The organism is Kitasatospora cathayae, from assembly GCF_027627435.1.
GTDB classification, from domain to species: domain Bacteria; phylum Actinomycetota; class Actinomycetes; order Streptomycetales; family Streptomycetaceae; genus Kitasatospora; species Kitasatospora cathayae.
In genome coordinates this window covers 3527246-3547889 of sequence record NZ_CP115450.1, presented here as the reverse complement: position 1 = coordinate 3547889, position 20644 = coordinate 3527246, and the positions used below count along the sequence as shown (strand labels likewise).

The following is a 20644-nucleotide window of genomic DNA, read 5'->3' as shown; positions in this document are numbered from 1 at the left end:
CTCGATCCGGTCGGCCGTCATGCGGGTGTGGCGGGAAGTGCTGCCCGCCCGGGGGTCCGGTGGAGCGGGGGACTCGTGGGCGGCTCCCGCGCGCAAGGCCCGCGCCGGGTGCACCGCCGGGCCTTCGCCTCGGGCAGGATGGACGTACGTGACACACGTCCGTACGCACATAAGCTAACCGTGGAGGATGGCCGGTGAGTTCCCCGCCTTCGGACGTTCGCTCTGGGCTGACCGCAGGAGAGGACGACCCGGACACCACGGTGTCGCCGCCTCCAGCCTACGGGGGGCGGCCGTTGACCGTGGCCGTCACCGGTGCGGCGGGTGCGCTGGGCGAGCGGGTCGCCGCCCGGCTGGTGGCCTCGCCGCACGTGCGCAGGGTGCTGGCGGTGGACGACCGGCGCGGTGAGGTCGCGGGCGTGCAGTGGCGGGTGCTGGACGTGCGGGATCCGGCGGTGGCCGAGCGGCTGGCCGGGGTCGACGTGGTGGTGCACCTGGCGATGGACTTCGGCATGGAGTCCGATCCGCGGGCCCGCAGCGCCTACAACGTGCGCGGCGCGCAGACGGTGCTGACCGCGGCCGCGGCCGCCGGGGTGCACCGGGTGGTGTTGTGCACCTCGGCGATGGTCTACGGGGCGCTGGCCGACAACGAGGTGCCGCTGGCCGAGGACTCCGAGCTGCGGGCGACCGAGGAGGCCTCGCTGGTCGGGGACCTGCTGGAGATCGAGCGCCTGGCGCGGCGGGCGCCGCGCGCCCACCCGGGGCTGCAGGTGACGGTGCTGCGCCCGGCGGTGGTGGTGGGCCCCGGGGTGGACACCGTGCTGACCCGGCACTTCGAGGCGCCCCGGCTGCTGGTGGTGGCCGGCTCCCGTCCGTGCTGGCAGTTCTGCCACGTCGACGACTTGGCGATGGCGCTGGAGTACGCGGCGCTGGGCCTGGTCGAGGGTGAGGTGACGGTCGGCTGCGACGGCTGGCTGGAGCAGGAGGACGTGGAGCGGCTGTCGGGGATCCGGCGGATGGAGCTGCCGGCCGCGCTGGCGCTCGGGACGGCGGCGCGGCTGCATCGGCTGGGCCTGACCCCGGCCCCGGCGGGGGACCTGGCGTACACGATGTACCCGTGGGTGGTGTCCGGCAGCAGGCTGTACGAGGCGGGCTGGCGTCCGGGGTTCACCAACGAGCAGGTGCTGGCCGAGCTGCTGGCGCAGGTGTCCGGCAAGCACGCGGTGGCGGGGCGCCGGCTGGGCGGCAAGGAGGCCGCGACCAGTCTGGGGGCGGCCGGGGCGACGGTGGCGCTGGTCGGTACGGCGGCGCTGGTGCGCCGGGCCCGTAAGCGGCGGCGCCTCTGAGTCCGGGCTCGTGGTGTACGGAGCGGGCGGGGAACCGGTCGGGCGGGCGGCGGTGATTCTCGGATTCTCACGATGCGAAATTTCGTAATCGTGATGCGGAAGCCCCTTGCCGGGGTCGGCCCCGGATGGGCAATCATGGGGTCATGTCCGAGAACCACGACCCCATCCGCCTGCTCGCCATCCGCGACACCCCGCTCTCGCTGGACGAGGTGTACGAGGCGGTCGGCGACGACGCGGCCGGCGGCACCACCGTCTTCGTCGGGACGGTCCGGGACCACGACGGTGGCAAGTCGGTCGCCGCGCTGGAGTACAGCTGCCACCCCACGGCCGAGGAGGAGATGCGCCGGATCGCCGAGAAGGTCGTCGCCGACTTCCCGGTCAAGGCGCTCGCCGCGGTGCACCGGGTGGGCCGGTTGGAGATCACCGACAAGGCCGTGATCGTCGCCGTCTCCTGCGCCCACCGCGGCGAGGCCTTCGCGGCCGCCCGCCGGCTGATCGACGACCTCAAGCACGAGGTGCCGATCTGGAAGCACCAGGTGTTCGCCGACGGCGAGGAGGAGTGGGTCGGCGCCGACGGCTGCTGACCGCGCCCCTGCCCACCCGGGGGCGGCGGAACCGGGTGCACACGGAGCGCGTCCCTCGGGTCAGGCGCGCCGTGACTTCACTCGAACGGGTTCGATCCGGTAGGCCGGATACTCCCTGGAAGTGAGCCGATCGGCCGTCCCGTAACCCGGACGGCGCCGGCCGCGTTGTCCGCCGGAGTGGTTAATCTGCTCATAGACACGACGAGCTGGGAGTACTGATATGGGTGCGCTCGCCTGGTTGATCATTCCGGTTGTCGCCGTCCTGGTCGCCGCCGCCTGGGCGGCCTGGGCCCAGCGGGCCCCGAAGGCCACGGGGGACCCGGCCTCGCTCGCCGAACACCGGCGCTTCATGGCCGCGATGGAACGCACCACCGCCGGCACCGGCACCCCCGGGGAGCGCTCCGGCCGGTAGCCCGGCGGGCAGCGCGTCACCCGCGTCCCGTACTGTCGAGGCATGCCACGCCGCTCCGCGACGATGCTCGCTGCCACCCTGCTGCTCATAGCGCTGCTCTGCGTCTCGGTGCTGATGAAGGTGCCGTACACGGAGATGAGCCCGGGCCCGACGTACAACACGCTCGGCGACCAGGGTGGCAAGCCGGTGATCAGCATCACCGGCCACGACTCGTACCGGACCTCCGGGCACCTCAACATGACCACCGTCCAGGTCACCGGGGCGAAGTACGAGCCCAGCCTGGTCAACGCGGTGATCGGCTGGATGCGCGACGACGTGCTGGTGGTGCCGCACGACAACGTCTACCCCAAGGGGCAGTCGGACGCCGACGCCAAGAAGCAGAACGCCGAGGAGTTCGCCTCCTCCGAGGACAGCGCCCGCACCGCCGCGCTCAAGCAGCTGGGCGTCCCGGTCGGCAACGAACTGATCGTCAAGTCGGTCACCGCGGGGGCCCCGGCCGAGGGCCGGCTGCACGCGGGCGACCAGATCGTCGCCGTGGACGGCACCGCCGTCGACTCGGTCGACCAGGTGGTCGCCGGCGTCACCAAGCACAAGCCCGGCGAGTCGGTGGTCTTCACCGTGGTGCCGCGGGCCAAGGACACCTCCGGCAACGGCTCGGCCACCCCGGGCACCAGGACCGACGTCACCGTCCCGACCGTACGGGCCAAGGACCTCGACCCGAAGGCCCCGGCCGAGCGGGCCGAGCTCGCGGTGGTCGGCATCGGCACCGGGATCCGGCACACCTACCCGTTCCAGATCGACATCGGCCTGCAGGACGTCGGCGGCCCCAGCGCCGGGCTGATGTTCTCGCTCGGCATCATCGACAAGCTCACCCCCGGCGGCGACCTGACCGGCGGCAAGTTCGTGGCCGGCACCGGCACCATCGACGACGACGGCAAGGTCGGCCCGATCGGCGGGATATCGATGAAGCTGATCGCCGCCCGGGACGCCGGGGCCGAGTACTTCTTCACCCCGTCCTCGAACTGCGCCGAGGCCACCAAGAACGTGCCGTCCGGGCTGACCTTGATCAAGACGGACACCCTGGACGGCGCGCTGAAGTCGCTGGAGCAGATCCGCTCCGGGCAGACCTCCGCGCTGCCGTCCTGCCCCAAGTGATCTAGGCGAAGGTCGCCAGCAGCGCGTCGGTCAGGCCGGGGACCAGGTCCGGGCCGGTCAGCACCTCGCGGGCGACGTCCTTGGAGCGCAGCCGCAGGGCGATCTCCTTCCGGCCGTCGCGCAGCACCGCGGCGGTGATCCGCACCTCCTCGCGCTGGGGGTGGTTGGCCACCCACTCGGCGAGCTGGGCGTCGGAGGCGCCCCGGGGGCGGGACTGCTCGGCGCCCGGCGGCAGCATCATCCGCTCGACCACCAGGGCGCAGCCGGCCACCGCGTCGGGCCAGGCGATGGTGCCGAGGAACTTGTCGAGCTCCATGCCGGCCGGGAGTTCGTCCTGCTCGACCGGGGTGAGGCCGGGCTCGTCGCCCTCCTCGAGGCCGAGCTGCTTGGCGATCCGGGGATCGGCCTTGCGCAGGGCGGCGCTGTCCACCAGGGCGAACAGGCGGGCCGGGAGGTCCCAGCCGAGGGTGGCGGCGTACTCGTCGATCTCCAGCGCGGCCCGGGTGAGCGGGGTGGCGGCCGGGAGCTTCGATACATCGTCGGGGGAGTTGTTCAGATCAGACGCGTCGGACATGACTCAATCCTCACACGCCGGGCGGTGGGCGCTCGCCGGGGCGGGGCGCAGCCGGCCGCGGCGGTCGGGGGCGGGGGCGCCCCCGGCGGGCCGGCGGGGGTCCGGTGGGGGTTGTGGGGGAACGGCGTCGTAACCGTCTGCTAACGGTGGGAACTCGGCCGAAGCCTGGTTTAGTTTTCCTGACGACCGATCGATTCCAGACGACACAGCTGAGGTGCCACCGTGGTATTCCAGATGCCGGAACGCTCAGGGCCGGGTTTCCGGCGGAGGGTGGGGCCGCCCTCCCGGCGGGCGCGGGTGGCGCTGCTGACCCTGGGCGTGCTCGCGGTGCTGTTCCTGCTGTTCGTCATGTTCGCCGGGTTCTGGACGGACTGGCTGTGGTTCAGGTCGGTCCGCTACTCCTCGGTGTTCACCACCCAGCTGTGGACGAAGATCGGGCTGTTCGCGGTGTTCGGCCTGCTGATGGCGGTGATCGTCGGCTTCAACGTCTGGCTGGCGCACCGGTTGCGGCCGCCGCTGTCGGCGATGTCGGTGGAGCAGCAGAGCCTGGACCGCTACCGGGCGGGCCTGGCGCCGTTCAAGCGCTGGGCGCTGATCGGCGTCTCGCTGGTGATCGGTCTGGTGGCGGGCGCCGCGGCGTCGGGCCAGTGGCGGACCTGGCTGATGTGGACGAACGCGACGTCCTTCGGGGAGAAGGACGCCCAGTTCGGCATGGACGTCTCGTTCTACGCCTTCGACCTGCCGTTCTACGAGTTCGTGCTGGGCTTCGCGTTCAGCGCGGTGATCGTCTCGCTGCTGACCTCGGCGCTGGTGCACTACCTGTACGGGGGGCTGCGGCTGCAGGGTCCGGGCCGTCGGGCGAGCGCGGGCGCGCAGGGGCACCTGGCGGTGCTGCTGGGCGTGTTCGTGCTGCTGAAGGCGGTGGCGTACTGGCTGGACCGGTACGCGCTGGCGGTGAAGACCGGCTCCTACAAGGGGGTGTCGGGCTGGACGGGCCTGCGCTTCGTGGACGCCAACGCGTTCCTGCCGGCCAAGACGATCCTGTTCTTCGTCGCGATCATCTGCGCGGTGCTGTTCTTCCTGACCCCGATCCGCCGGACCTGGGCGCCGGCCCTGATCGGGCTGGGGCTGATGGTGCTGTCGGCGGTGCTGATCGGCGGGCTGTACCCGGCGATCGTGCAGCAGTTCCAGGTCAAGCCGAACGAGCAGGCCAAGGAGACGCCGTACATCCAGAAGAACATCGACGCGACGCGGCGGGCGTACGGGATCGCGGACGCGCAGACCACGCCGTACGGCCCGCAGGGCTCGACCAGCGGCGACGCGCTGAAGCCGGACGCCCAGACCATCGCGGACGTGCGGCTGCTGGACCCGAACATCGTGTCGCAGACCTTCCAGTCGCTGGAGCAGGGGCGCAACTACTACGCCTTCCCGAGCACGCTGTCGGTGGACCGGTACGGCTCCGGCGCGGACAAGCAGGACACCGTGATCGGGCTGCGCGAGCTGGACCTCAACGGGGTGCAGCGCAACTGGATCAACGACCACTTCAAGTACACCCACGGGTACGGCGCGGTGGCCGCCAAGGGCAACCAGGTCGACGACCGGGGCCAGCCGGTGTTCACCGAGTCGGGCCTGCCGACCACGGGCACGCTGGGCGACTACCAGCAGCGGATCTACTACGGCGAGAAGACGACGACGTACTCGATCGTCGGCGGCTCGAACAAGGAGATCGACTACACCACGCAGACCGGGGAGAACAAGGAGTTCACCTACGGGGGCGACAGCGGGGTCTCACTGGACAACCCGATCACCCGGGCCGCGTACGCGGTGCGCTTCGCCGAGCCGCAGATCCTGTACGCGGGGGCGATCACCGACGGCGCCAAGGTGATCTACAACCGGACGCCGAAGGAGCGGGTGGAGAAGGTCGCGCCGTGGCTGTCGATCGACGCCGACCCGTACCCGGTGGTGCAGGACGGCCACGTGGTGTGGGTGGTGGACGGCTACACCACCTCGGACGGCTTCCCCTTCTCGTCGAAGACGACGCTGGGCACCGCGACCAAGGACTCGCTGACCAACCAGCGCGGTGAGCTGCTGGCGGTGGCCAACCAGGTCAACTACATCCGCAACTCGGTCAAGGCCACGGTCGACGCCTACACCGGCGAGGTGAAGCTCTACCAGTGGGACGAGCGGGACCCGGTGCTGAAGACCTGGATGAAGGCCTTCCCGGGCACGGTCGAGCCGAAGGCGGACATCCCGCCGTCGCTGCTGCCGCACCTGCGTTACCCGCAGGACCTGTTCAAGGTGCAGCGCGACCTGCTCGGCCAGTACCACGTGACGGACGCCAACTCCTTCTTCAACGGCAGCGACATCTGGCAGGTCCCGGTGGACCCGACCAGTGACACCAGGCAGGTCCAGCCGCCGTACTACGTGACGGTGCGCACGCCGGACGCCGCCGCCGCGAGCTTCTCGCTGACCAGCACCTTCGTGCCGATCGGCCGCCCGAACCTGGCGGCGTTCATGTCCGTGGACGCGGACCCGGGGGCGGACTACGGGAAGATCCGGATCCTGAAGATGACGGGCGAGAGCGGCGCCCCCGGCCCGGGCCTGGTGCAGTCGAAGTTCAACTCCCGGCCGGAGGTGGCCCAGCAGATCACCCTGCTGAAGAACGGCGACTCGGAGCTGGAGTACGGCAACCTGCTGACCCTGCCGGTCGGCGGCGGGCTGCTCAACGTCGAGCCGGTGTACGTGCGCGGACGCGGCGCCAAGTACCCGACGCTGCAGAAGGTCCTGGCGGTGTACGGGGACGACAACGTGGCGTTCGAGGCCACCCTGCAGGACGCGCTGAAGAAGGTGTTCGGCGGGGCGGCTCCGCCGGCCACGCCGCCCGCGCCGTCCGGCTCGGGCGGTGCCACGACGCCGGGCGGCGGGACGACGCCGACCTCCCCGGGGACGCCGACGCCCGCGCCCACCGGGCCGGCCACCCCGGCGCCGGGCGGGACGATCTCGCCGGAGCTGCAGAAGGCGCTGTCGGACGCGGAGAAGGCGTACAACGACAGCCAGACCGCGTTCAAGAACGGTGACTGGGTGGCCTACGGCAACGCCCAGAAGGCGCTCGGGGACGCCCTGAACGCGGCCGCGGCGGCGCGCGGCGCCGGCTCCGCGCCGGCTCCGACGACAGCTCCGTCCACGGCTCCGACGACCGCTCCGACGGCGGCGCCGACCGGGTCGGGGTCGCCGAGCCCGCACCCGTAGTCCCACTGAGCTGCGGTAACCGTTTTCGCTTTCCGTCCCGCGTCCGTGCTATGGTTCAACCACAACGACGCGGGGTGGAGCAGCTCGGTAGCTCGCTGGGCTCATAACCCAGAGGTCGCAGGTTCAAATCCTGTCCCCGCTACTCAGTGTCAGAGGCCCGGAGGATCATTCCTCCGGGCCTCTGTCGTTTCCGTGCGGACGTTCCGTCCGGAAGCGGTGGGAACCGCTCCGGTACTATCGACCGTCGCCAACGGGGACGGCACTGGGGTTTGTGGGGTGGAAGTGTCGGGAAATCGACAAAGCGCCGAAGCAATTTCGTCGGCTTCGGGTCCGCCCCGCCCGAATTCGGCCGGGGCAGGTGTACGCGGGTAGCGGGTGATGCGACGATGGGACACACGGGGGACGGTGCACGGCCGCTGATGGGCCGTCGGGTCCGGCGCCTCTCCTGGGAGTCCCCCCGGCCGTCGGCCGGGGCACGATGCCGCGACACTCTGGGGGAGCGGGAGTCGGCATGAGGCTGATCGGCAAGTCTGGTACCAAGTCCGGTGCGGCGGTCGAGGCGGACACCGACGCCTGGGCGGAGAGCGCCGAGAGCCCCGACAGCCGCCCGGGGGCCCTGCCCGCCCAGCGCACCAGTGGACTGTCCGAGCGCCCCCAGGCCGGCGGCTTCGGGCCCGACAGTCTCGTCCACGTGTCCACCCGTCAGTTCTCCGCCGCCGTCGGCCTGTACGGGGCGCCGGGCGGCGAGGAGCCGCCCGCCGGTGCCGCGCTGGACCCGGCCGGGCTGGACTCGACCAGCTTCGAGACCGCGCTGGCCGCCCGGGAGTCCGCCGCCCTGGAGGCGCGGCACCGGCAGGCCGCCGACGGCGGCGACGCGGACGCCGCCAGCCGGCTCGGCACCCTGCTGCTGCGCCGCGGTGACCTCGAGGACGCCGAGCCCTACCTGCGCGCCGCCGCGGCCGCCGGGGTGCGGGCCGCCGCCAACAACCTGGGCGTCCTGCTGCACCAGCAGGGCCACCGCGCCGAGGCCGGCCAGTGGTGGCACCAGGCCGCGGTGGCGGGCAGCGCCCCCGCCGCGCACGCGCTCGGACTCCAGCTGCGCGACCAGGGCGAGGAGGAGGCCGCCGAGTACTGGCTGCACTTCGCCGCCGACCACGGCCACCCGCTGGGCGCCTACGCGCTGGGCGACCTGATGGAGCACCGGCGCGACGTGCGGGCCGAGCGCTGGTTCAAGGTCTCCGCCGACGCCGGGCACCGCGAGGCCGCCTACCGGCTGGCCCGGATGCGCGAGGCCGCCGGCGACAAGGAGACCGCCGAGGCCTGGTACCGCACCGCCGCCGCCCGCAGTCACGCCCGCGCCGCGCTGCGCCTGGGCGTGCTGCTGGAGGAGCGCGCCCGCACCGACCAGTCGCTGCTGGAGGAGGCGGCCCGCTGGTACCGCCAGTCCGCGCAGAACGGCGAGCCGCGCGCCGCCTGCGCGCTCGGCTTCCTGCTGCGCGACTCCGGGGAGGTCACGGCCGCCGCCGAATGGTGGCGGGAGGCCGCCGAGGCCGGTGACGGCAACGCCGCCAACGCGCTCGGCGCCCTGCACGCGAGCCGCGGCGAGGCCAAGGAGGCCGAGCACTGGTACCGCACCGCCCTCGACGCGGGCGACCAGAACGGCGCCTTCAACCTCGGCCTGCTCTGCGCCGGCACCGGCCGCGAGCAGCAGGCCGAGCAGTGGTACCGCCGGGCCGCGTACGCCGGGCACCGGGAGGCCTGCAACGCGCTGGCCGTGGTGCTGCTGCAGCGCGGCGACGAGTCCGGCGCCGAGCCGTGGTTCTCCAAGGCCGCCGAGGCCGGCAGCGTGGACGGCGCCTTCAACCTGGGCGTGCTGCACGCCGGGCGCGGCGAGGCGCGGCAGGCCCAGGAGTGGTACGCGCGGGCGGCCGCCGAGGGGCACGGCGAGGCGGCGCTGCAGCTGGCCGTCGCCCAGGAGCAGCGCGGCAACCTGGCGGGCGCGCTGGAGCGCTACCGGCAGGCGGCGGCCGGCGGTTCGGCGGAGGGCGCGTTCCGGCTGGCCTCGGTGCTGGACCGGCGCGGGGACGCGGACGCGGAGGCCGAGCACTGGTACGCGCTGGCGGCCGACGCCGGGCACCGGCGGGCGCAGGTGCGGATGGGCGTGCGGGCGGCCGAGCGGGGTGCGCTGGAGATCGCCGAGAGCTGGTACCGGCGGGCCGCCGAGGCGGGCAGCCGCAGCGCCGCGTTCAACCTGGGGCTGCTGCTGGCCCGGCAGGACAGCGAGGCGGAAGCGATGCTCTGGTACACCCGGGCGGCCGATGCCGGGCACGGGCGGGCGGCGCTGCGCCTGGCGCTGCTGGCACTGCGCCGGGGCGAGCCGGTGCAGGCGGAGAACTGGTGCCGGCGGGCGATCGACTGCGGGCCGGCCGAGGTCGCGGAGCGGGCCGGGCGGCTGCTGGGCGCGCTGCACGCGGAGCTGAGCGCGTAGTAGTCCTGCGGGCCTTCAGGGCCTTCAGGGCCGTTCAGGGACGGCAGTCGGGGCACAGGCCGCGGTAGGTGACCTCGGCGGTGGTGACGGCGAAGCCGAAGCGTTCGGTGACGGGCAGCGCGGCGAGCGGGTCGCCCTGCGGGTGGACGTCGCGGATCGCGCCGCAGCCGGAGCAGATCAGGTGCTGGTGGGCGCGGTGGGCGTTGGGGTCGTAGCGCTTGGCGCGGCCGTCGGTGGCGACCTCCAGCACCTCGCCGAGGGCGACGAGTTCGCCGAGCGTGTTGTAGACGGTGGCGCGGCTGATCTCGGGCAGGCGACCGGCGGCGCGTGCGTGCACCTCGTCCGCGGTGAGGTGGACGTGCTCGCCGTCGAGGACCTCGGCCACCACGCGGCGCTGCGAGGTCAGCCGCCAGCCGCGTCCGCGCAGTCTCTCCAGCAGGTCACTCATGGAACCAGAATAAGTCACGCTCTGAGATTGGTTCCAGTGTTGACTTGGACAGAGTCCAAGTTAGGATCGTGTCATCACGACCGGATCCCTCGGAGGCACCCGTTATGACCACGCAGGACGAGCTGCGCCCGACCCTCACCACGGAGGCGGGTGCCCCTGTGGCCGACAACCAGAACACCGAGACCGCGGGCGTCGGCGGCCCGGCCCTGATCCAGGACCAGCTGCTGTTCGAGAAGCTCGCGCACTTCAACCGCGAGCGGATCCCGGAGCGGGTGGTGCACGCCCGCGGCGCCGGCGCGTACGGCACCTTCACGGTGACCGCCGACGTGACCCCCTGGACCCGCGCCGCCTTCCTGTCCGAGATCGGCAAGCGGACCGAGGTCTTCCTGCGCTTCTCCACCGTGGCCGGCAACCTCGGCGCGGCCGACGCGGTGCGCGACCCGCGCGGCTTCGCGCTGAAGTTCTACACCGAGGAGGGCAACTACGACCTCGTCGGCAACAACACCCCGGTGTTCTTCATCAAGGACGCCATCAAGTTCCCGGACTTCATCCACACCCAGAAGCGCGACCCGTACACCGGCTCGCAGGAGGCCGACAACGTCTGGGACTTCTGGGGTCTGTCGCCCGAGTCCACCCACCAGGTGACCTGGCTGTTCGGCGACCGCGGCATCCCGGCCAGCTACCGGCACCTGAACGGCTACGGCTCGCACACCTTCCAGTGGCAGAACGAGGCCGGCGAGCACTTCTGGGTCAAGTACCACTTCAAGACCGACCAGGGCATCCGCAACCTCACCCAGGCCGAGGCCAACAAGCTCGCCGGCGAGGACCCGGACAGCCACCAGCGCGACCTGCGCGAGGCGATCGAGCGCGGCGAGTTCCCCAGCTGGACGGTGCAGGTCCAGATTATGCCGGCGGCCGACGCGGCCACCTACCGCTTCAACCCCTTCGACCTGACCAAGGTCTGGCCGCACGCCGACTACCCGCCGATCGAGATCGGCCGGCTGGAGCTCAACCGCAACCCCGACAACGTCTTCGCCGAGGTCGAGCAGTCGGTGTTCTCCCCGGCGCACTTCGTGCCCGGCATCGGCCCGTCCCCGGACAAGATGCTCCAGGGCCGCCTCTTCGCCTACGCCGACGCCCACCGCTACCGGGTCGGCATCAACGCCGACCACCTGCCGGTGAACCGCCCGCACGCCACCGAGGCCCGCACCAACAGCCGCGACGGCTACCTGTACGACGGTCGGCACGGGCGGCAGAAGAACTACGAGCCGAACAGCTTCGGCGGCCCGGTGCAGACCGGCCGCCCGCTGTGGGCCGCGACCGCGCTCGACGGGTACACCGGCACCCACGCGGCGCCCTCGCACGCCGAGGACGACGACTTCGTGCAGGCCGGCGACCTGTACCGGCTGTACTCCGAGGACGAGAAGCAGCGGCTGATCGCCAACCTGGCGGGCTTCATCGCCAAGGTCTCGGCCGACCGCGAGGACATCGTGGAGCGGGCGATCGACAACTTCCGCAAGGCCGACGCCGACTACGGGCAGCGGCTGGAGACGGCGGTCCGAGAGCTGCGCAAGCAGTAGGACGGGCCGAGCGAGCGGCGGGCCCCTTGACCAGCTCCCACTGGTCAAGGGGCCCGCGCTGCTACTCGCCCGCGCTGCTACTCGCCCGCTCGCTTCCGGGGCGCTCGGACCCGGTGCCGACGGTCGGCGCTCCCTCGCTCCTGCGTCGCTCCCTCGCTTCTCCCTTTCGGCACCGGCGCGCCCCTTCGACTCGGGGCGGGCTCGCCAGCCGAAGGGGCTCGGGGCGGGGCGGCGGGGCTCAGACGGACAGGCGCCGCAGGGTCTCCTCGTGCAGCAGGCCGTTGCTGGCCACTGCGTCCGCGCCGCCGGGGCCGGGGACGCCGTCCAGGCCCGTGAAGCGGCCGCCGGCCTCCTCGACGACGATGCAGGGCGCGGCCATGTCCCACAGCGACAGCTCGGGCTCGGCGGCGATGTCCACGGCGCCCTCGGCGACCATCATGTAGGACCAGAAGTCGCCGTAGGCGCGGGTGCGCCAGCAGGCACGGGTGAGGTCCAGGAACGGGTCGAGCCGGCCGCGGTCCTCCCAGCCGGTGAGGGAGGAGTACGAGAGGGAGGCGTCCTCGATCCGGGAGACGCCGGAGACGTGGATCCGGGAGGCCTTGGCGAGGCTGCGGCCCGCGTAGGCGCCCAGGCCCTTGGCCGCCCACCAGCGGCGCTGCAGCGCCGGGGCGGAGACGATGCCGACCACCGGGCGTTCGACGCCGTCCGGGCCGTCCTCCAGCAGGGCGATCAGGGTGGCCCAGACCGGGACGCCGCGGATGTAGTTCTTGGTGCCGTCGATCGGGTCGATCACCCAGCGGCGCGGGCCCGAGCCCTGCAGGCCGAACTCCTCGCCGAGGACGGCGTCGCGCGGGCGGGCGCGCTGGAGCACGCTGCGCACGAGCTCCTCGGCGGCCTTGTCGGCGTCGCTGACCGGGGTGAGGTCCGGCTTGGTCTCGATCTTCAGGTCGAGGGCGCGGAAGCGCTCCAGCGTGACCGAGTCGGCCGAGTCGGCGAGGACGTGGGCGAGTCGGAGATCGTCGTGGTAGTCGGCCATGTCGGAAACCCTAGCTCAGGCCGCCCCGAGCCGAAGGGACGCGCCGGTGCCGAAAGGGTGGGCCCCTCCCTGCCCGCTGGCGGGCAAGGAGGGCGAGCGACAAACGAGGAACGAGCGCCGGAGCGCCGACCGTCGGCGCCGGGTCCGAGCGCCCTGGAGGCGAGTGGGCGAGTCGCAGCTCAGTGGGCGGTGCCGCTGAGCTGGAGGCCGATCACGCCGGCGATCACCAGGGAGATGGAGACCAGCTTGAGCACCGAGGTGGTCTCGTCCAGGAAGACCATGCCGTAGACGGCGGTGCCGGCCGCGCCGATGCCGGTCCACACCGCGTAGGCGGGGCCGACCGGCAGGCTCTTCAGCGAGAGGGTGAGCAGCCCGAAGCTGCCGAGGGCGAACACGCAGAAGCTGATGGTGGGCCAGAGCTTGGTGAAGCCCTCGCTGAGCTTGAGGTTGATCGCGAAGCCGGTCTCCAGCAGGCCGGCCAGGACCACCAGGGCCCATGCCATCGCGTGCCCTCCCTGTCGATCGACGGGCGGGCCGTTGCCCGGCCCGACTTTCCTATGATCACCAGGCGGGGCCGGTCCGACACCTCGAACGGGCCATGAACCCAAGGGGGGCGGCGCAGCCGTCAGTCGCCCTCGCGGGCCTCCTTGCTGGACAGCAGGCGGCGCAGCGAGTAGAGCCGGGCGGCCTCGGCGTGGCCGTCGGCGACCCAGGCGTCCAGGGCACAGTCCGGCTCGTCGTGGCTGCACGCGCGCGGGCAGTCGACGGTGCCGGGCTCCAGGTCGGGGAAGGCGTGGATGACCCGGGACGGGTCGATGTGCGAGAGGCCGAAGGAGCGGAAGCCGGGCGTGTCGATCACCCAGCCGGTGTCGAGCGCCTTCCTGGAGCCGGGCTTGGCGCCGGGCGGCGGGGGCAGCCGCAGGGCGAGGGCCGAGACGGTGGTGTGCCGGCCGCGGCCGGTGACGGCGTTGACCTGGCCGGTCTGCCGTTGGCGGTCCGGGACGAGGGCGTTGACCAGGGTGGTCTTGCCGACGCCGGAGTGGCCGATGAACACCGTGGAGAGTCCGCGCAGGTGCTCGCGGACGGCCTCGGCGCCGGTGGTCGCCAGTTCGTCCCGGCGGGTGACGACGTAGTTGATGCCGAGCGGGGCGTAGGACTCCAGCAGCGGCTCGGCCGGGGCGAGGTCCGATTTGGTGAGCACCAGCAGCGGTTCCATGCCCGCGTCGTAGGCGGCGACCAGGCAGCGGTCGATCAGCCGGGGGCGGGGCTCGGGGTCGGCCAGCGCGGTGACGATGGCCAGCTGCTCGGCGTTGGCGACGACGATCCGCTCGTACGGATCGTCGTCGTCCGCGGTGCGCCGCAGCACCGAGCTGCGCTCCTCGACCCGGACGATCCGGGCGAGGGTGTCGGTGTCGCCGGAGAGGTCGCCGACGAGGTTGACCACGTCGCCCACGACGACGCCCTTGCGGCCCAGCTCGCGGGCCTTCATGGCGACGACCTGGCGCTCCTGCTTGGTCCCCGGGTCGACCAGGCAGGTGAGCCGGCCGCGGTCGACGGTCAGGACCATCGCCTCGGCGGCGTCCTCGTGCTTGGGCCGGATCCGGGTCCGCGGCCGGGAGCCCCGGCGGGCGGGGCGGTTGCGGATGTCGTCCTCGTCGGCGTCCTTGCCGTAGCGGCGCATGGTTCCAGTCTCCGCTCAGGCGTCCGTCGCCGCTCCGCCGTCGCGGTCGCCTTCGCCGAGCAGCTCCGCCCACATCTTGGGGAAGTCGGGCAGGGTCTTGGCGGTGGTGGCCACGTTCTCCACCTCGACGCCGGGCACGGCGAGGCCGAGCACCGCGGCGGCGGTGGCCAGTCGGTGGTCCTCGTAGGTGTGGAAGACGCCGCCGCGCAGCGGGCGCGGGCGGATCCGCAGGCCGTCCTCGGTCTCGCTGACGTCGCCGCCGAGGTCGTTGATCTCCTTGGCGAGGGCGGCGAGCCGGTCGGTCTCGTGCAGGCGCAGGTGGGCGATGCCGTACAGGTGGGACTCGGAGTCGGCGAGGGCGGCGACGGCGGCGATCACCGGGGTGAGCTCGCCGACGTCGTGCAGGTCGGCCTCGATGCCGTGGATCCGGCCGGTGCCGGTGAACCGCAGGCCCTCGTCGGTGAACTCGCAGCTGCCGCCCATCCGGGTGTAGAGGTCGCGCAGCTGGTCGCCGGGCTGGGTGGTGTGCTTGGGCCAGTCGCGCACGGTCACCCGGCCGCCGGTGACCAGGGCGGCGGCGAAGAACGGGGCGGCATTGGACAGGTCGGGCTCGACCACCAGGTCGCGGCCGAGCAGGGCGCCGGGGGTGACCCGCCAGACGTCCTTCTCCCCGCCGTCCTCGGGGGCGTCGACCTGGGCGCCGGCCAGGCGCAGCATCTCGACGGTCATCCGGATGTGCGGCAGCGACGGGACGGGCCCGCCGACGTGCCGGACCTCGACGCCGTGGTGGTAGCGGGCGCCGGAGAGCAGCAGGGCGGAGACGAACTGGGAGGAGGAGGAGGCGTCCAGCTCCACCGGGCCGCCGTCGAGGCCGCCGGTGCCGACGACGGTGAGCGGGAAGGTGCCGCGGCCGTCGTCCTCGATCCGGGCGCCGAGCGCGCGCAGGGCGTTGATCACGCCGTGCTGGGGGCGCTCGTGGCTGCGCGGGTCCCCGTCGAAGTGGACCGGGCCGTCGGCGAGGGCGGCGAGCGGGGGCAGGAAGCGCATCACCGTGCCGGCGTTGCCGACGTCGACGTTGGCGGGGCCGCGCAGCACGGGGGCGGGGATGACCCGCCAGGCCTCGCCGCCGCCGGTGCCACCGGCGTCGTTGTTGACCTTCTCCTCGATGGTGACGCCGAGGGCGCGCAGGCCGTCGGCCATCAGCTGGGAGTCACGGCTGCGCAGCGGTCGGCGCACCCAGCCGGGCCCGTCGGCGAGTGCCGCCAGCACCAGGGCCCGGTTGGTGACCGACTTGGAGCCGGGGATGGTGACGGTGGCGTCGACTGGGGCGGTGGCGACGGGGGCGGGCCACAGGGTCTCGGTCATGTGAGTCAGTCTAGGGGCCGCACCGGGGCGGTCCGGATACTGGACGATGACTCGCCCGCTCGCCTCCGGGCCGCTCTGGCCCGGTGCCGACGGTCGGCGCTCCGGCGCTCGTGCCTCGCTTGTCGCTTCTCGCTTTCGGCGCCGGCGCGGCCCTTCGGTTCGGGGCGGGTGCTCGCCCGCTCGCCTCCGGGCCGCTCTGACCCGGTGCCGACGGTCGGCGCTCCGGCGCTCGTGCCTCGCTTGTCGCTTCTCGCTTTCGGCGCCGGCGCGGCCCTTCGGCTCGGGGCGGGTGCTCGCCCGCTCGCCTCCGGGCCGCTTCGGACCCGGTGCCGACGGTCGGTGCTCCGGCGCTCGTGCCTCGCTTGTCGCTTCTCGCTTTCGGCCCCGGCGCGGCCCTTCGGCTCGGGGCGGGTGCTCGCCCGCTCGCCTCCGGGCCGCTTCGGACCCGGTGCCGACGGTCGGTGCTCCGGCGCTCGTGCCTCGCTTGTCGCTTCTCGCTTTCGGCCCCGGCGCGGCCCTTCGGCTCGGGGCGGGTGCTCGCCCGCTCGCCTCCGGGCCGCTCTGGCCCGGTGCCGACGGTCGGCGCTCCGGCGCTCGTGCCTCGCTTGTCGCTTCTCGCTTTCGGCACCGGCGCGGCCCTTCGGCTCGGGGCGGGTCACAGTGGTTGGAGCAGCCAGCTGGCGCCCAGGGCGAGGCAGGCGAGGGCGATCAGCAGGAAGACGGTGACCCAGGCCAGGGCGGGGACGTGGGTGAGCCGGGCGAGCTGGTCGGCGTCGGAGTCGCGGGCCCAGCCGATGCGGCGCTGGTGCTGGAGTTCCAGGACCGGGCGCACCGCTCCGAACAGCAGGAACCAGCAGCCGAGGTAGGCGAAGCCGGCCTGGACCTGGGCGCTGCCGAACCAGGAGACCAGGAAGAAGGCACCGCCGGCGATCAGGACGGTGAACAGGCCGTAGACATTGCGGATGCGGACGAGCAGGGCCAGCAGCAGGGCGACGGCCAGCCACAGCAGCAGGGTGATCCGGTCGGCGGCGAGCAGGGCGGCGCAGCCGAGGCCGAGCAGGGCGGGGGCGGTGTAGCCGGCGGCGGCGGTGAGGACCATGCCGGGGCCGGTGGGGCGGCCGTAGGAGAGGGTGAGGCCGGAGGTGTCGGAGTGCAGTCGGATGCCGGCGAGCTTGCGGCCGGTGGCGAGCGCGGCGAGGCCGTGGCCGCCTTCGTGGGCGATGGTGACGGCGTTGCGGGCGACGTGCCACAGCGGGCGGGCGAGGACGGCGAGCAGGGCGGCGCAGCCGGTGGCGAGGACGAGCCAGCCGGGCGGGGCGGCCTGGGCGCCGGTGACCCGGTCCCACAGTTCGCCGAGGTTCTGGTTGTTCGGGTTCATCGGCGGGTCTGCGCCTCCGTTCGCTGCGTTGGGCCGTTCGGGGCAGCCTCCCATGCGGGGACGGGAGGGCGGGAGCGGGCGGTTGCGGTCCGTGGATGAGGAAGTGGTGAGGGCGGGCGGCGTGGCAAGCTGGCCCGCATGTGCGGTCGCTTCGCAGCCAGCAGCAAGCCCGAGGACCTCGTCGAGCTGTTCGACGTGGAGTTCTGGGACCCGGCGGAGTCCCTGGACCCGAACTGGAACGTGGCACCGACCAACAGCGCCTTCGTGGTGCTGGAGCGGTTGTCTAAGGGGGCGCCGCGGCCGGTGCGGCAGCTGCGGGCGCTGCGCTGGGGGCTGGTGCCGCAGTGGTCGAGCTCCGCCGAGACGGCGGTGAAGATGATCAACGCGCGGTCGGACACGGTGCACGAGAAGCCCGCCTACCGGCAGGCCTTCGCCTCGCGCCGGTGCATCCTGCCGGTGGACGGCTACTACGAGTGGCAGACGGTGCCGGGGGAGCGGGGCAGGGCCCGCAAGAAGCCGTTCTTCGTCTCGCGGGCGGGCGGCGGCCCGCTGGCGCTGGCCGGGCTGTACGAGTTCTGGCGCAACCGGGCGGTGCCGCCGGGGCACCCGGAGGCCTGGCTGGTGACGTTCACGATCGTCACCACGGACGCCGAGGAGGCGCTGGCGCCGATCCACGAGCGGATGCCGCTGTTCCTCGCCCCGGACTCCTGGGGCGAGTGGCTGGATCCGGGGCTGGACGACCCGGAGGAGGTGCGCCGGCTGCTGATACCCCCGCCGCCCGGCGCGCTGCTGGCCACGCCGGTGTCGCCGGCGGTGGGCAACATCCGCAACAACGGCCCGGAGCTCAAGGAGCCGTGGGTCGAGGTCGAGTACGAGACCACACTGTTCTGAACGTCGTTGGGAGCCGCTGAGATGACCACCTCCGAACTGGTCGCCACCGAGGCCGGGGACGCCCGGATCACGTACCACCGGGCGGCCGCCCCGAAGGCGGTGCTGGCGCTGGGGCACGGCGCGGGCGGCGGGATCGGGGCCCGGGACCTGGTGGCGCTGGCGGAGCGGTTGCCGGCGCGGGGGATCACCGTGGCGCTGGTCGAGCAGCCGTGGCGGGTGGCGGGCCGCAAGCTCGGTCCGGCGCCGAAGACCCTGGACCTCGGCTGGCGGCCGGTCGCGGAGCGATTGGCCGGGCAGGGGGTGCCGCTGGTGGTCGGCGGGCGCAGCGCCGGGGCGCGCGTGGCCTGCCGGACGGGGGCGGCGAGCGGTGCGGTGGGGGTGGTGGCGCTGGCGTTCCCGCTGCACCCGCCGGGCAAGCCGGAGAGGAGCCGGGCGGAGGAGCTCCTGGAGTCGGGGCTGCCGACGCTGGTGGTGCAGGGCGCGGCGGATCCGTTCGGCGGGCCGGAGGAGTTCCCGGAGCTGCCGCGGGGGCACGAGCTGGTGGCGCTGCCGTACGGGAACCACGGGTTCGAGGTGCCCAAGCGGGCGTCGCTGGGGCAGGACGAGGTGCTGGGGATGATCTGCTCGGCGGTGGGGGACTGGGTGCTGGGGCTGCTGTGATCCCTCCCGCTGGTGTGGTCCCGCTGGTGCGACTCCGCCGCGATGAGCAGGGCGTTTCCGCTCGCTCACTCGTGCGAGTGAATGGCGGGCCGGGGCGGGAATGCGGGCGGGGTCGGGGTGGTTGTCGTCTCCGTCAGCACGAGTCACCGGTGAGAGGCAGGGCAGATGGGTTCGATCGCGTGCCCCGAACGGCCTGAGGAGCGTGAGGCCGCCGTGGCGTTCGCTCCCTCCTGGTCGGAGTGGATTGACGCGGGCGAGAAGCCCGTCAGCCCGATATCCTCCATTTCTGGGCGGCCCGCCGTGGGCCGCGCGCGTGTTGCCGAGGAGGTGGGTCCGGTCGTCGGGACCGAGCACGAGGCCGAGCCGGGCCGGGGTCCGGACGAGGCCCAGCCTGCGGGCGAGGCGCTCACCGGTGAGGAACTGGCCGAGGCGATCGGTGAGGACACCTTCCGGGTGTCGGCGGAGGAGTCCGAGGAGGCCCGGCGGGAGCGCTTCGAGCGCGACGCCCTGGGGTACCTCGATCCGATGTACTCCGCGGCGCTGCGCATGACGCGCAACCCCGCGGACGCGGAGGACCTGCTCCAGGAGGCGTTCGCGAAGGCGTACGCGTCCTTCCACCAGTTCCGTGAGGGCACGAACCTCAAGGCCTGGCTGTACCGCATCCTCACCAACACGTTCATCAACTCGTACCGCAAGAAGCAGCGGGAGCCCCAGCGCACCGCGGCGGAGGAGATCGAGGACTGGCAGCTGGCCAGGGCCGAGTCGCACATGTCGACCGGTCTGCGCTCGGCGGAGACCCAGGCGCTCGACCACCTCCCCGACAGCGATGTGAAGGACGCGCTCCAGGCCATCCCGGAGGAATTCCGGATCGCCGTCTATCTCGCGGACGTAGAAGGCTTTGCGTACAAGGAGATCGCGGACATCATGGGTACTCCCATCGGTACGGTGATGTCCCGGCTGCACCGCGGCCGCCGGCAGCTGCGCGGCATGCTGGAGGACTACGCCCGTGAGCGCGGGCTGGTCCCGGCCGGCAGCGGGGCAGGGCAGGAAGCGAAGGGCTCGGGCTCATGAGCTGCGGCGATCCGCACGAAACCGAGTGTGGCGAGGTCCTCGACCACCTCTATGAATTCCTCGACAACGAGATGGCCGAGGGCGACTGCGCCAAGTTGCGGGTGCACTTCGAGGAGTGCTCGCCCTGCCTGAAGCAGTACGGGCTGGAGCAGGCGATCAAGGCGCTGATCAAGCGTTCCTGCGGCTGCGACGACACCCCGGCGGACCTGCGCGGCAAGGTGCTGGCCAGGATCGACTCGATCCGGGCCGGGCAGCGCTCGGGCGATCCGGTGGTGGTCGCCGCGGAGGCCTCGGTCGAGGTGCACGCCGAGTCGGCCCGCCCGGCGCCCAGGCCGGGGCAGTCCCCGGCGCAGGCTCAGGAGCGCGCCCAGGCGCAGTCCCCGGCGCAGGGGGGCGCGGCCGAGGAGCCCGCCGTGCGCCCCGGTGCGCCGGTCGAGGCGGGAGCCCCGGCGGAGTAGTCCGGCGGGTGGCCCGTACGTCCGCCGGCGAGGGCGGGCGAAACGGTTCGGGCAGGGAGTTCAGCGGCCCCGGGAGCGTGTGCTCCCGGGGCCGCTCCCGTCCTGCTCGCATGCGCCCTCACTCGTTCGAGTGAGTTGGCGGTGCGCCAACTGCGCCATTGCGCGATCATGCGTCCCCGCGCCCGGACGGCGGCCTATCCTCCTGACGGACGCTCACCGCCGGTCATCCCGGCGCGCTGAGGCAAGACGGGGTCCGGACGCGGGGAGGTCG

18 protein-coding genes and 1 tRNA gene are annotated in these 20644 nt (G+C 73.0%); 12 read left to right on the top strand and 7 right to left on the bottom strand.

The window, feature by feature from the left end; translation table 11 throughout:
• The first annotated feature begins 194 nt into the window (after positions 1-194).
• From O1G21_RS15585 to O1G21_RS15570, 4 genes are all read left to right on the top strand, one after another.
• Positions 195-1343, top strand: coding sequence for an NAD-dependent epimerase/dehydratase family protein (locus O1G21_RS15585; RefSeq protein WP_405000651.1), 1149 nt, complete (start codon positions 195-197; stop codon positions 1341-1343).
• 143 nt (positions 1344-1486) lie between these two features.
• Positions 1487-1927 (top strand): molybdenum cofactor biosynthesis protein MoaE, encoded by a 441-nt coding sequence (locus O1G21_RS15580; RefSeq protein WP_270144294.1) that lies wholly within the window; start codon positions 1487-1489, stop codon positions 1925-1927.
• A 238-nt stretch (positions 1928-2165) separates the two neighbouring features.
• The gene (locus tag O1G21_RS15575; protein WP_333493462.1) at positions 2166-2339 is read left to right on the top strand and encodes a hypothetical protein; all 174 of its coding nucleotides are present in this window, start codon (positions 2166-2168) and stop codon (positions 2337-2339) included.
• Positions 2340-2381: 42 nt separating this feature from the next.
• Entirely contained in the window at positions 2382-3494 is a 1113-nt protein-coding gene (locus O1G21_RS15570) for a YlbL family protein (protein WP_270144291.1), read from the top strand.
• A 1-nt stretch (position 3495) separates the two neighbouring features.
• On the opposite strand, the gene O1G21_RS15565 is transcribed toward O1G21_RS15570, so the two are convergent.
• Complete coding sequence (locus O1G21_RS15565) at positions 3496-4068, bottom strand: PPA1309 family protein (protein WP_270144289.1); 573 nt, start codon at positions 4066-4068, stop codon at positions 3496-3498.
• A 234-nt stretch (positions 4069-4302) separates the two neighbouring features.
• On the opposite strand from O1G21_RS15565, the gene O1G21_RS15560 reads away from it, so the two are divergent.
• The 3 genes from O1G21_RS15560 (at position 4303) to O1G21_RS15550 (ending at position 9805) form a co-directional block, all read left to right on the top strand.
• Positions 4303-7317, top strand: coding sequence for a UPF0182 family membrane protein (locus O1G21_RS15560; RefSeq protein WP_270144287.1), 3015 nt, complete (start codon positions 4303-4305; stop codon positions 7315-7317).
• 68 nt (positions 7318-7385) lie between these two features.
• A tRNA-Met gene (locus O1G21_RS15555) sits at positions 7386-7459 on the top strand.
• 369 nt (positions 7460-7828) lie between these two features.
• Positions 7829-9805 carry an SEL1-like repeat protein gene (locus O1G21_RS15550; protein ID WP_270144285.1) on the top strand — a complete coding sequence of 659 codons (1977 nt, stop codon included), beginning with the start codon at positions 7829-7831 and terminating at the stop codon, positions 9803-9805.
• A gap of 34 nt (positions 9806-9839) precedes the next feature.
• Here the strand turns inward: O1G21_RS15550 and O1G21_RS15545 are convergent, their stop codons facing one another.
• The gene (locus O1G21_RS15545) at positions 9840-10253 is read right to left on the bottom strand and encodes a Fur family transcriptional regulator (RefSeq protein WP_270144283.1); all 414 of its coding nucleotides are present in this window, start codon (positions 10251-10253) and stop codon (positions 9840-9842) included.
• A gap of 104 nt (positions 10254-10357) precedes the next feature.
• On the opposite strand from O1G21_RS15545, the gene O1G21_RS15540 reads away from it, so the two are divergent.
• Positions 10358-11833 carry a catalase gene (locus O1G21_RS15540; protein ID WP_270144281.1) on the top strand — a complete coding sequence of 492 codons (1476 nt, stop codon included), beginning with the start codon at positions 10358-10360 and terminating at the stop codon, positions 11831-11833.
• 238 nt (positions 11834-12071) lie between these two features.
• Here O1G21_RS15540 and hisN read toward each other — a convergent pair whose 3' ends face one another.
• The 5 genes from hisN to O1G21_RS15515 form a co-directional block, all read right to left on the bottom strand.
• Positions 12072-12869 (bottom strand): histidinol-phosphatase, encoded by a 798-nt coding sequence (gene hisN, locus O1G21_RS15535; protein WP_270144279.1) that lies wholly within the window; start codon positions 12867-12869, stop codon positions 12072-12074.
• A gap of 179 nt (positions 12870-13048) precedes the next feature.
• Entirely contained in the window at positions 13049-13372 is a 324-nt protein-coding gene (locus O1G21_RS15530; protein ID WP_270144277.1) for a DMT family transporter, read from the bottom strand.
• Positions 13373-13494: 122 nt separating this feature from the next.
• On the bottom strand, positions 13495-14550 hold the full coding sequence (rsgA, locus tag O1G21_RS15525) for a ribosome small subunit-dependent GTPase A (protein WP_270144275.1): 1056 nt from the start codon (positions 14548-14550) through the stop codon (positions 13495-13497).
• Between the two features lie 15 nt (positions 14551-14565).
• Positions 14566-15915, bottom strand: a complete 1350-nt coding sequence (gene aroA, locus O1G21_RS15520; RefSeq protein WP_270144273.1) for a 3-phosphoshikimate 1-carboxyvinyltransferase — start codon at positions 15913-15915, stop codon at positions 14566-14568.
• A gap of 655 nt (positions 15916-16570) precedes the next feature.
• Positions 16571-17293, bottom strand: a complete 723-nt coding sequence (locus O1G21_RS15515) for a M50 family metallopeptidase (protein WP_270144271.1) — start codon at positions 17291-17293, stop codon at positions 16571-16573.
• A 138-nt stretch (positions 17294-17431) separates the two neighbouring features.
• Between O1G21_RS15515 and O1G21_RS15510 the strand changes: the two genes are divergently transcribed.
• From O1G21_RS15510 to rsrA, 4 genes are all read left to right on the top strand, one after another.
• A complete protein-coding gene (locus O1G21_RS15510) occupies positions 17432-18184 on the top strand; it encodes an SOS response-associated peptidase (RefSeq protein ID WP_270144268.1) in 753 nt (250 codons plus the stop codon).
• Between the two features lie 21 nt (positions 18185-18205).
• Entirely contained in the window at positions 18206-18844 is a 639-nt protein-coding gene (locus O1G21_RS15505; protein WP_270144266.1) for an alpha/beta hydrolase family protein, read from the top strand.
• Positions 18845-19171: 327 nt separating this feature from the next.
• Positions 19172-19915 (top strand): sigma-70 family RNA polymerase sigma factor, encoded by a 744-nt coding sequence (locus O1G21_RS15500; protein WP_333493461.1) that lies wholly within the window; start codon positions 19172-19174, stop codon positions 19913-19915.
• Positions 19912-20373 carry a mycothiol system anti-sigma-R factor gene (gene rsrA, locus O1G21_RS15495; protein ID WP_270144263.1) on the top strand — a complete coding sequence of 154 codons (462 nt, stop codon included), beginning with the start codon at positions 19912-19914 and terminating at the stop codon, positions 20371-20373. Before O1G21_RS15500 ends, rsrA begins: the two co-directional genes overlap by 4 nt.
• The last annotated feature ends 271 nt before the right edge of the window (positions 20374-20644 follow it).